This is a genomic window from Variovorax sp. 22077, from assembly GCF_052044195.1.
Classification (GTDB): Bacteria; Pseudomonadota; Gammaproteobacteria; order Burkholderiales; family Burkholderiaceae_C; genus Variovorax; species Variovorax atrisoli.
In genome coordinates this window covers 138605-149130 of record NZ_JBQEQC010000003.1, presented here as the reverse complement: position 1 = coordinate 149130, position 10526 = coordinate 138605, and the positions used below count along the sequence as shown (strand labels likewise).

The window sequence follows — 10526 nt, the reverse complement described above, 5'->3', positions numbered from 1 at the left end:
CCCGCGATGCATTCCCCCCCCCACCCCCCCCTCCCCCCCCCCCGCGCCGCTGCGCACGAGGCCCGACACGGGTTTGTTTTCTTCGGTGGATTCCTTCTTCGGCAGCAGGCTGCAGCCTTGCAGAAGCAGGACGCCGCACAAAAGCAAAGCCGGCCACCACGCCGGCGAAGAAACAGGAACCGCCCTGACCATGGGCGGATTCTGACAGCAAGCCCGGCCGCTTCCTGAAGGCCGGGCCGGATCGACGGCATCGTCCTACTTGGACAGCATGCGCATCGCTTCCTCAAGGCCCCGCAGCGTGAGGGGATACATGCGGTTGGACATCAGCTGCTGCATCACCGCGATGCTCTGGCGGTACTGCCACACGCCCTGCGGCTCGGGGTTGATCCACGCGAACTTCGGGAAGGTGTGCGTCAGGCGCTGGATCCACTCGGCGCCGGCCTCTTCGTTGTTGTATTCGACGCTGCCGCCGGGCTGCAGGATCTCGTAGGGGCTCATGGTCGCGTCGCCGACGAAGATGAGCTTGTAGTCCTTGTTGTACTTGCGCAGGATGTCCCAGGTGGCGAACTTCTCGGAGAAGCGGCGCTTGTTGTTCTTCCACATGAAGTCGTACACGCAGTTGTGGAAGTAGAAGAACTCCAGGTGCTTGAACTCGGTCTTCACGGCCGAGAACAGCTCCTCCACGCGCTGGATGTGCTCGTCCATCGTGCCGCCCACGTCCATCAGCAGCAGCACCTTGACGTTGTTGTGGCGCTCCGGCCGCATCTTGATGTCGAGGAAGCCGGCGTTGGCGGCGGTCGAGTGGATGGTGTCGTCGAGGTCCAGCTCCTCGTCATGGCCCTCGCGCGCGAACTTGCGCAGCCGGCGCAGCGCGACCTTGATGTTGCGCGTGCCCAGTTCCTGCGTGTCGTCGTAGTCCTTGTAGGCGCGCTGGTCCCACACCTTCACGGCGCTCCTGTTCTTGCCCGCACCGCCGATGCGGATGCCCTGCGGGTTGTAGCCGCCGTTGCCGAAGGGCGAGGTGCCGCCGGTGCCGATCCACTTGCTGCCGCCCTCGTGGCGCTCCTTCTGCTCCTCGAAGCGCTTCTTGAGCGTCTCCATGAGCTCGTCCCAGCCCATCTTCTCGATCTTGGCTTTTTCTTCCGCCGTGAACTCGCGCTCCAGCGTCTTGCGCAGCCAGTCGAGCGGCACTTCCTTGGTGAAGTCGGTCAGCATCTCCACGCCCTTGAAGTAGGCGGCGAAGGCGCGGTCGAACTTGTCGTAGTGCTTCTCGTCCTTCACGAGGGCGGTGCGCGAGAGGTAGTAGAAGTCGTCGATGCCGTAGGCGCCGTCGGAGTTCGGCCCCACCACGTCGGCCTGCAGGGCCTCCAGCAGCGTGAGGTATTCCTTGACCGACACCGGCAGCTTGGCCGAGCGCAGGGTGTAGAAGAAGTCGATGAGCATGGGGCGCTCCTTCGTTGTTTCTCGTGTGTGGCCGTCGTCGCGCGTCAGCCGCGCGGCTTGTCGCGCAGATACAGCAGCTGCGCCTTCACCTCGGGCCATTCGCCCGAACGCAGGCTGTACATGACGGTGTCGCGGATGGTGCCGTCGCGGCGCATCGCATGGCCGCGGATCACGCCGTCCTTCTTCGCGCCCAGCCGCTCGATGGCGCGCTGCGAGGCGAAGTTGAAGTTGTCGGTGCGCCAGCCCACCACGTTGCAGCCCAGCGCGTCGAAGGCATGCCCGAGCAGCAGCAGCTTGCAGGTGGTGTTGACATGGGTGCGCTGGCAGCGCGCGGCGTACCACGTGTAGCCGATCTCCACTCGCTTCACTGCGGGCAGGATGTCGTGGAAGCTGGTGGTGCCGAGCACGGTGCCGGTGGCCTCGTCGGTCACGGCGAAGGCGAAGCGGTCGGCGGTCTTGAGTGCGGTCTCGATGTAGGCGCGGGTGTTCTCCGGCTCGGGCACGGAGGTGACGCGCAGCTTCCACAGCTCGCCGTCGGCGGCCGCGGCGCGCAGTCCTTCCTCATGCGCGAGCGCAAGCGGCACCAGTGCGATGCCGCGGGCCTTCAGCGTGACGGGTTCGACGAATGCCATTTGTCCCTTTCCTCCGGGCTCGCAGGGCTCAGCCGCGCGGGTCGCCGTACTTGCCCGTGTACCAGACGCGCGCGGCCTGTGCGCCGGCGCCGCCGCCCAGGCCGATCAGCGCGATGCCGATGAGCTCGCGCTTGTTGTACTCGCCGCTGCCGAAGGCGTCGAGGCCCAGCAGCAGCCCGAGCCCGCGGCCCAGCAGCGCGCCCACCATGAACATCACGGCCTGGGCGATGCCCAGCTTCATGAGCTGTCTGGTGGAGTGTTTCTGGCTGCTCATGGCTCAGCGGTTGTTGCGCTGCATGAAGACGAGCTTCTCGAATAGCGTCACGTCCTGCTCGTTCTTGAGCAGCGCGCCCACCAGCGGCGGCACCGCGACCTTGTCGTCCTTGCTCTGCAGGGCTTCGAGAGGGATGTCCTCGGCCACCAGCAGCTTGAGCCAGTCGAGCAGCTCGGAGGTGGAGGGCTTCTTCTTCAGGCCGGGCAGGTTGCGCACGTCGTAGAAGGTCTTCATCGCGGCCGCGAGCAGCTCCTGCTTGAGGCCGGGGAAGTGCACGCCGACGATGTGCTTCATCGTCTCGGCATCGGGGAACTTGATGTAGTGGAAGAAGCAGCGGCGCAGGAAGGCGTCGGGCAGTTCCTTCTCGTTGTTGGAGGTGATGAACACCACCGGGCGGTGCTTGGCGCGGATGAGCTCGCGCGTCTCGTAGCAGTAGAACTCCATGCGGTCGATCTCGCGCAGCAGGTCGTTCGGGAATTCGATGTCGGCCTTGTCGATCTCGTCGATCAGCAGCGCCACCGGCTGGTCGGCAGTGAAGGCCTGCCAGAGCACGCCCTTGACGATGTAGTTGTTGATGTCGCTCACGCGCTCGCCGCCGTCGAGGTCCTTGAGTTGCGAGTCGCGCAGGCGGCTCACCGCGTCGTATTCATAGAGGCCCTGCTGCGCCTTGGTGGTCGACTTGATGTGCCACTGCAGCAGCGGCAGGCCCAGCGACTGGGCCACTTCCTCCGCGAGCATGGTCTTGCCGGTGCCGGGTTCGCCCTTGACGAGCAGCGGGCGCTTGAGCGTGATGGCCGCGTTGACCGCGAGCATCAGGTCCTGCGTGGCGACGTAGTTGTCTGAGCCCTGGAATTTCATGAGTGCGATGAATGGAACGGATGGAACGAGGACGGGGGTGGAGAAAAGAACACACCCGATGTGCGTCGTGCAGCCTCAGGGTTGGCCTGCACAGGGTTCCAGGGGACCCCTGCATATAATCGAATGTTGATCCGAAAAACTGTACTCTCCACGAGATTGTGCGCGCAAAATGAACAAGTTGTTGACCACGATGTTTGCCCTTGCTGTCGCTTCCGTGACGGTCTCGGCTGAAGCCCAACAAGTCACTGGCAAGGCCCAGGACGGAGCAAAGAAGGTGCAGATGTGCGTGGGCTGCCACGGCATCATCGGCTACCAGGCCAGTTTTCCGGAGATCCACAAAGTGCCGATGATCGCTGGCCAGAGCGCCACCTACATCACGGCAGCGCTCACCGCGTACAAGGGCGGCGACCGCAAGCATCCCACCATGCGCGCCATTGCGGACACGCTCACCGAGCAGGACATCGCAGACATCGCCGCCTACTACAGCCAGCTCGGCCTGAAGGATGGCAGCGCACCTCCCGCCACGCTGGCCAAGGCCACGCCGGCCAACGTCGAGGCACTCATCACCCGCAACGCCGACAACAGCTGCACCAAGTGCCACGGCGCCAACTTCAACACGCCGAACGACGGCACCGTGCCCAAGCTGGCCGGCCAGCATGCCGACTATCTCTTCGTCGCGCTCAAGTCGTACCGCGTGAAGAACAACTCGCACCTGGGCCGTTCGAATGCGGTGATGGGCCAGCAGGTCGAGGAGAAGAAGTTCACCAACGCCGAGCTCAAGACGCTGGCCAGCTACATCAGCTCGCTGCCGGGCGAGCTGAAGACGGTGCCCGAATCGCGCATCCACCACGGCGCCGAGTAAGCAAGTCGAGCGCTTCCAAAAACAAAAAAAGCCCGCTGATGCGGGCTTTTTCATGTCCGGGATTTCCCTGAGAGATCAGATGGATCAGACGTCGAAGAACGCCGTCTCGTCGGCACCCTGCATGCGGATGTCGAAGCGGTAGGTGACGGCCCCGCCTTGCTCCACGCGCTCGGCGATCAGCGTGTGGCGGCGCTCGGCGGGCACGCTCTGCAGCACCGCGTCCTTCGCGTTGGCTTCGGCCTCGTCGCTGAAGTAGATACGCGTGAAGGCATGCAGCAGCAGGCCGCGCATCAGCACGATCGCGTTGATGTGCGGTGCCTCGCCGGGCGACTCGGCGCCGGGCTTGACGGTGTGGAACACGAAGCGGTTGCCCTCGTGCGTGCCGGTGCCGACACGGCCGAAGGCGCGGAAGCCCATGGCGCGTGCTTCTTCGGGCGTCTGCGGATAGCGGCCTTCGCCGTCGGGCTGGCTGATCTCGACCATCGCGTCGTTGATCGGGTTGCCGTCGCCATCGAGCACGCGGCCTTCGAGGCGGATGCGCTGGCCCTTGGCGCCGTCGAGCGCGAGCACCGCGTCGAAGGGCTGGTCGAAGTCGTAGCCGTATTGCGTGGCTGTGAGGCCGTAGGCGAAGTAGGGGCCCACGGTCTGCGAGGGGGTCTGGCCGAAGTCGGCTTCCAGTGCGGTCATCAACATGGTTTGCGTCTCCTGGCTCATCGATTTTCGAAAGGCGTCTCGTCTGCGCCGCGCAGCACGATGTCGAACTGGTAGCCCAGTGCGTAGCCGTCCTCGGTGATGTCGAGGCTGAAGTCGGCTATGAGGCGGTTGCGGTAGCGCTCGGGGGTGCCGGTGATCATCGGGTCGTACTGGTGCAGCGGGTCGCCGGGGAAGTACATCTGCGTGACCAGGCGGCTCGCGAAGCTCTGGCCGAACAGCGACAGGTGGATGTGCTGCGGACGCCATGCGTTCGGGTGGTTGCCCCAGGGGTAGGCGCCGGGCTTGATGGTGAGGAAGCGGTAGCGGCCTTCGCTGTCGGTCAGGCAGCGGCCGGCGCCGAGGAAGTTGGGGTCCAGCGGCGCGTCGTGCTGGTCGACCTTGTGCACGTAGCGGCCGGCGGCGTTGGCCTGCCACAGTTCGACCAGCGTGTTGGCCACCGGGCGGCGGCGGTCGTCGAGCACGCGGCCGGTGAGGATCATGCGCTCGCCCAGCGGCTCGCCGTTCTTGCGCGCGTTGCGCGTGAGGTCGTGGTCGAACTCGCCGATGCTGTCGTGGCCGTACACCGGCTGCTGCAGCTCGCCGAGCGAGGCCTTCAGCGGAATGAGCGGCTTCTGCGGGCCGCGCTTCACGGTGGACTTGTAGCCGGGGTAGATGTAGCTGGGGTGGGCATCCCAGTCGCGCGGCGTGAGGATGGGCGAGTCGCCCTTGGTATGGGTCGGCATGAACGTTGTCTCCTGTCGTGGGACGCTTCGGAAGCCGCCACTGTAGAAGCGGCATCCGATGATGTAAATTGAAGATTGCTACGTTTTCAATAACCGGCAGGAATTGAAAGACCAACTCACCGATCTTCGCCAGGACTTCGTTCGCAACGTGCAGCTGCGGCACCTGCGCTGCTTCGTCACGGTGGCGCAGGAGCGCCACCTCGCGCGCGCCGCCGGGCGGCTGGCGCTGAGCCAGCCGGCGGTGTCGAAGACGCTCTCCGAGCTCGAGGCCATTGCCGGCACGCGGCTGGTCGAGCGCAGCAACGCCGGGCGGCGCGGCGTGCAGGGCCTCACGGCCGCCGGCGAGCAGCTGCTGGCGCATGCGCTGCGCGTGCTGGAGGCGCTCGACGCCAGCGCGCAGGCAGTGGCGCCCGCGGCGGGCAAGCGCATCGAGCGGCTGCGCATCGGCGCGCTGCCCAGCGTGGCGCCGGCCCTGCTGCCGCAGGCGCTGGCGCGGCTGCGCGACAGCAGGCCATCGGTGCAGATCGTGGTGAAGAGCGCGGCCAACGCCGCTTTGCTCGACGAGCTGCGCGCCGGCGAACTCGACCTGGTGGTGGGCCGCATGAGCGATCCGCGCCTGATGGGCGGCCTGAGCTTCGAGCTGCTGCACACCGAGGCGCTGGTGTTCGCGGTGCGCGCGGGCCATCCGCTGGCGCACAAGGCGGCTTCGGTGCAGGCGGTGCTGGCCTATCCGCTGGTGGTGTACGGCGAGGGCACCAGCCCGCGCCACAACACCGAGAGCTTCCTGTCGGCGCGCGGCCTCGTGCTGCCGGCCAACGCGCTGCAGACGCTCGACGTGGCGGTGGCTCGCGCGCTGGCGGCAGTGTCCGATGCGGTGTGGATCACGCCGCTGGGTGCCGCGCGCGGCGAGCTGGACGATAGGCGCCTCGTGCGGCTGCGCATCGAGACGGCCGGCACGGAAGAGCCCGTCGGTCTGCTGCAGCGCAGCGACGCCGAGCCCTCGGCGCTGCGAGCCGCCATGGCCGTGCTGCTGCGAGAGGCCGCCAAGGAGCAGGGCGCGGTGCCCCCCGCGGCCAGGCGCAAGCGCAAGGGCTAACGTGTTTTCGCCAGGTGGCGCAGCGACACGAAGTGCGCGAAGCCTTGGGGGTCAGTCTTTCGTTGCCCGACGCTGCACGCAGGCCACGTAGCCTTCGCCATCGGGCGGGCGGCCCGCGCGCTGGCTCTCCCACATCATCTGGCCGAGGCACTCCATCGCCTCGTGATGCGCATGCAGCAGCGAGCCGCGTCGCGCAGCGAGCAGCTCGACCGCCTGCCGGATGCCGCGCGGCTGGTCGATGGAGCACTGCTCGCTGATCGACAGGTGCATCGACAGATGGAGGAACGGGTTCTCGCGTCCGTTCGATCCGTCGTACACCCGCGCCACCGCGGCGTCGGCGTCTGCAAGGTCCTCGTGGTACTCGGGGTGCTGGTCGATCCAGCCGGCTGCGATGGTCTCGAGCGCTTCCATCGGCAGGCCCTGCCGGTGCTTGGCGTAGACGTCGCAGAAGAAGCGGCGCACGTCTTCCTGGGAGGGGTTGAACATATCTATATAGAGGTGGCGAAAAGATGAAAGGGAGAGGCCGGCGAGAACGGTTTTCTCGGCGGCTTCGCGGCGCTTCGGATGTGTCGGACGTTCCGGGTACGCGGCGTTACTTCGTAACGTAACGAATCGCCAATTGACCTCCTTACGAGCTGTTTCCACACCCCGTCGAAGGTCCTGCAAAAAGAAAATTTTCCATACGAATCAACGAGTTGCGGTGTCCAAGGCAGCTTCGGAATGGAGCCCGGCAAAAGCGGCACGCTAGTTGCCCCTGAGTAGGCATCTTTTGTCACAGAGGCTGCCATGACCGCTCAACAAGCATCGACCAATTCGACCGAGGGACTTGCCGCCGCTGGCGCTGCCCCTGTGGTTCTCGCCCAGGCCACCGTCACTCCGCTGGGTACCCCCGGCGTGGTGAGCCCGGCCGCTCCTGCCGCAGCTGCCGCCCCGGCCAGCATCGGCACATTATCGAACGCCACGCCCGGCGTTACCGTCATGCGCGACGGTGTCAGCATTCCCGTCGATGGCAATCAGACGCTGATGGCCGGCGACCGCGTGATCGTTCCGCAGGACGGCCACGCCAACGTTCTCTTCCCCGGATCGGCCACCAACAAGGCCCCGCTCGCAGGTGTGTTCACCGGCGGCACCGACGCCACCATCGGCTCGACCAAGCTGCCCGGCGGCCTCGAACAGGTGAATGTCGATGTCGCCTCGGGCGACCTGCAGGTGACCCCGCCCGACAGCGACGCCGACGCCGCTGCCCTGGCCGTCACCAAGAAGCTCGCTGCCGGCAGCGGCATCGGCCTCGGTGAATTCGCGCTGGGCGCCCTCGGCGCCGCGGCGCTGGGTGCTGCACTGAGCGGCGGTGGCGGCGGCAGCGACAGCGCATTCCCGCTGCTCGTCGGCTCGGGCAATCCGACCAATCCTGGCGACTCCGATGCAGACGCCGACTCCGATGCGGACGCCGATGCTGATGCGGATGCGGACGGTGATGCCGATGCCGATGCAGACGCCGACGCAGACGCCGATGCCGATGCCGATGCCGATGCCGATGCCGATGCCGACGCCGACGCCGACGCCGACGCCGACGCCGATGCAGACGCAGATGCCGATGCCGATGCCGACGCCGATGCCGACGCCGATGCAGACGCAGATGCCGATGCCGACGCCGATGCCGACGCAGACGCAGACGCAGATGCCGATGCCGATGCCGACGCAGATGCCGACGCAGACGCAGACGCAGACGCAGACGCAGACGCAGATGCAGACGCAGATGCCGACGCAGATGCCGATGCCGATGCCGATGCCGATGCCGATGCCGATGCAGACGCAGACGCAGACGCCGACGCAGACCACCTCCTCGACCCGGGCGACGGCCTCGTCGGCCACGTCACCGACAGCCTGGGCAACGCGCTCGGCCTGGGCGACTCGCTCACTCCGGTCACCCATGCGGTCGATGGCCTCACCGACACGCTCGACGACGTGCTGGCGCCGGTTCTCGGCAGCGAGTTCACGCCGAACGATCCCAACCAGTTCGACCCGATCGACAACACCGTGGGCGGCGTCGCCGGCCTGCTGGGCGACTCGCTGAGCCCCACGCTCGACAACCTGCTGGGCGCCGGCGCCACCACCGCCATCCTCGGCACGGTGGTGGGCCAGGTCGACTACCTGACCGACGCGCTGAACAACGGCCTGAACAACCTCGTCGGCGATCACGGCATCGTCAGCGGCCTCACCGATGCGCTGGGCCTCGGCGGTGTCACCGACCAGCTGCTGGGCAACGACGGCGTCGTCGGTGGCCTGCTCGACAACGTGCTGGGCAATGGCAGCGTGGTCTCCGGCCTGCTGGCCGAAGACGGCGTCGTGGGCGGCCTGCTCGGACCCGATGGCGTGGTCGGCGGCCTGCTGGGCTCCGACGGTGCCGTGGGCGGCCTGCTGGGCAACGTGCTGGGCAGCGACGGCATCGTGGGCGGCCTGCTCGGCGACGGCGCCGTGGGCAGCCTGACCGGCGGCCTGCTGGGCGAAGACGGCCTGCTGGGCGGCCTGCTCGGCGACGGCAGCGCACTGGGCGGCGTCCTGGGTGACGACGGCCTCGTCGGCGGCCTGCTCGGCGGCGACGGCACCCTGGCCAACGTGCTCGGTAGCGGCGGCCTCACCGGCGAGCTGCTGGGCCACGGCGGCCTGGTCGACAGCCTGCTCGGCGAGCATGGCGCGATCTCCGGGATCATCGCCGACAGCCCGCTGGGCGGCCTGCTCGGCGGCGAAGGCGGCCTGCTGGGCGGTGCCGTCGGCGGCCTGCTCGGCAACGACGGACTGGTCGGCGGCCTGCTGGGTGACGACGGCCTCGTGGGTGGCCTGCTCGGCAACGACGGTCTCCTCGGCGGCGTGGTGGGCAATGACGGCCTGCTGGGCGGTGTGCTCGGCAACGATGGCCTGCTCGGCGGCGTGCTGGGCGACGACGGCATCGTCGGTGGCCTGCTCGGCAACGACGGTCTGCTGGGCGGCGTGCTCGGTGACGATGGCATCGTCGGCGGCCTGCTGGGCAGCGACGGTGTGGTGGGCGGCCTGCTCGGCGACAACGGCCTGGTCGGCGGTCTCCTGGGCAGCGACGGCCTGGGCGGCGTCCTCGGCGGCGACGGCCTTGCCGGCGGCCTGCTCGGACCCGACGGCGTGGTCGGCGGCCTGCTGGGCGACGACGGCATCGTGGGTGGCGTGCTGGGCAATGACGGCCTCGTGGGCGGCCTTCTCGGCGGCCTGCTGGGCGGCATCGGCAACGGCGGCACCCCAGGCACCGGCGACGCCCTGCTCGACCCGCTCGACAGCGTGGTCGGCGGCGTGGCCTCGGGCCTGAACAACGGCCTGCTGGGCGACCTGGGCCTGGGCGATGTGCTGGCCCCGGTGACCAGCATCACCGACAGCGTGACCGACACCGTCGACGGCCTGCTGGCTCCGGTGCTCGGCTCCACCTTCACGCCCAACGACCCCAACGTGCTCGACCCGGTCGACGGCGTCGTCGACCAGGTGACCGACGGCGTGGGCGGCCTGCTGAGCCCGGTGACCGACCAGCTGCTCGGCACCGGTACGACCAGCGCGCTGCTGAATGCGGTCGACACGCAAGTCGACTACCTGACCGACGGCGTGGCCAACCTCATCGGCGGCGATGGCCTGCTGGGCGGCGTCCTCGGTGGTGATGGTGGTCTCCTGGGCGGCGTGCTCGGCGGCGACGGCGGCCTGCTCGGTGGCGTGCTCGGCGACAACGGTGTGGTCGGTGGCCTGCTGGGCGGCCTGACGGGCGGCGATGCTGGTGGCCTGCTCGACGGCGTCCTGGGTGACAACGGCGTGGTCGGCGGCCTGCTGGGTGGTCTGACTGGCGGCGACGCTGGTGGTCTGCTCGACGGCGTCCTGGGTGACAACGGCGTGGTCGGCGGCCTGCTGGGTGGTC

9 protein-coding genes and 1 pseudogene are annotated in these 10526 nt (G+C 67.8%); 3 read left to right on the top strand and 7 right to left on the bottom strand.

Going from position 1 to position 10526, the window contains the following annotated elements; translation table 11 throughout:
• Positions 1 to 255: 255 nt before the first annotated feature.
• The 4 genes from ACTJLF_RS05250 to ACTJLF_RS05235 are packed head-to-tail and all read right to left on the bottom strand — an operon-like array spanning position 256 to position 3207.
• The gene (locus ACTJLF_RS05250; protein WP_019656221.1) at positions 256 to 1443 is read right to left on the bottom strand and encodes a vWA domain-containing protein; all 1188 of its coding nucleotides are present in this window, start codon (positions 1441 to 1443) and stop codon (positions 256 to 258) included.
• Between the two features lie 44 nt (positions 1444 to 1487).
• Entirely contained in the window at positions 1488 to 2075 is a 588-nt protein-coding gene (locus ACTJLF_RS05245) for a GNAT family N-acetyltransferase (RefSeq protein WP_440882629.1), read from the bottom strand.
• Between the two features lie 28 nt (positions 2076 to 2103).
• Complete coding sequence (locus ACTJLF_RS05240) at positions 2104 to 2349, bottom strand: hypothetical protein (RefSeq protein WP_019656219.1); 246 nt, start codon at positions 2347 to 2349, stop codon at positions 2104 to 2106.
• A 3-nt stretch (positions 2350 to 2352) separates the two neighbouring features.
• Positions 2353 to 3207 carry an AAA family ATPase gene (locus tag ACTJLF_RS05235; RefSeq protein ID WP_019656218.1) on the bottom strand — a complete coding sequence of 285 codons (855 nt, stop codon included), beginning with the start codon at positions 3205 to 3207 and terminating at the stop codon, positions 2353 to 2355.
• Between the two features lie 169 nt (positions 3208 to 3376).
• On the opposite strand from ACTJLF_RS05235, the gene ACTJLF_RS05230 reads away from it, so the two are divergent.
• Positions 3377 to 4069, top strand: a complete 693-nt coding sequence (locus tag ACTJLF_RS05230; RefSeq protein WP_019656217.1) for a c-type cytochrome — start codon at positions 3377 to 3379, stop codon at positions 4067 to 4069.
• A gap of 84 nt (positions 4070 to 4153) precedes the next feature.
• Here ACTJLF_RS05230 and pcaG read toward each other — a convergent pair whose 3' ends face one another.
• Entirely contained in the window at positions 4154 to 4756 is a 603-nt protein-coding gene (pcaG, locus tag ACTJLF_RS05225; protein WP_208604401.1) for a protocatechuate 3,4-dioxygenase subunit alpha, read from the bottom strand.
• Positions 4757 to 4779: 23 nt separating this feature from the next.
• Positions 4780 to 5505 carry a protocatechuate 3,4-dioxygenase subunit beta gene (gene pcaH / locus ACTJLF_RS05220; RefSeq protein WP_019656215.1) on the bottom strand — a complete coding sequence of 242 codons (726 nt, stop codon included), beginning with the start codon at positions 5503 to 5505 and terminating at the stop codon, positions 4780 to 4782.
• A gap of 103 nt (positions 5506 to 5608) precedes the next feature.
• On the opposite strand from pcaH, the gene ACTJLF_RS05215 reads away from it, so the two are divergent.
• A complete protein-coding gene (locus ACTJLF_RS05215) occupies positions 5609 to 6601 on the top strand; it encodes a LysR substrate-binding domain-containing protein (RefSeq protein ID WP_440882628.1) in 993 nt (330 codons plus the stop codon).
• A 51-nt stretch (positions 6602 to 6652) separates the two neighbouring features.
• Here ACTJLF_RS05215 and ACTJLF_RS05210 read toward each other — a convergent pair whose 3' ends face one another.
• Positions 6653 to 7087: a DUF1841 family protein gene (locus tag ACTJLF_RS05210; protein WP_019656213.1), complete on the bottom strand. Its 435-nt coding sequence runs from the start codon at positions 7085 to 7087 to the stop codon at positions 6653 to 6655.
• A gap of 300 nt (positions 7088 to 7387) precedes the next feature.
• On the opposite strand from ACTJLF_RS05210, the pseudogene ACTJLF_RS05205 reads away from it, so the two are divergent.
• Positions 7388 to 10526, top strand: a pseudogene (locus ACTJLF_RS05205) (hypothetical protein); the annotation flags it as partial.

Coding starts and splice junctions, on each gene's coding strand:
- ACTJLF_RS05230 (WP_019656217.1), top strand. CDS start 3,377: ATGAACAAGTTGTTGACCACGATGTTTGCCCTTGCTGTCGCTTCCGTG.
- ACTJLF_RS05250 (WP_019656221.1), bottom strand. CDS start 1,443: ATGCTCATCGACTTCTTCTACACCCTGCGCTCGGCCAAGCTGCCGGTG.
- ACTJLF_RS05240 (WP_019656219.1), bottom strand. CDS start 2,349: ATGAGCAGCCAGAAACACTCCACCAGACAGCTCATGAAGCTGGGCATC.
- pcaG (WP_208604401.1), bottom strand. CDS start 4,756: ATGACCGCACTGGAAGCCGACTTCGGCCAGACCCCCTCGCAGACCGTG.
- pcaH (WP_019656215.1), bottom strand. CDS start 5,505: ATGCCGACCCATACCAAGGGCGACTCGCCCATCCTCACGCCGCGCGAC.
- ACTJLF_RS05245 (WP_440882629.1), bottom strand. CDS start 2,075: ATGGCATTCGTCGAACCCGTCACGCTGAAGGCCCGCGGCATCGCACTG.
- ACTJLF_RS05235 (WP_019656218.1), bottom strand. CDS start 3,207: ATGAAATTCCAGGGCTCAGACAACTACGTCGCCACGCAGGACCTGATG.
- ACTJLF_RS05210 (WP_019656213.1), bottom strand. CDS start 7,087: ATGTTCAACCCCTCCCAGGAAGACGTGCGCCGCTTCTTCTGCGACGTC.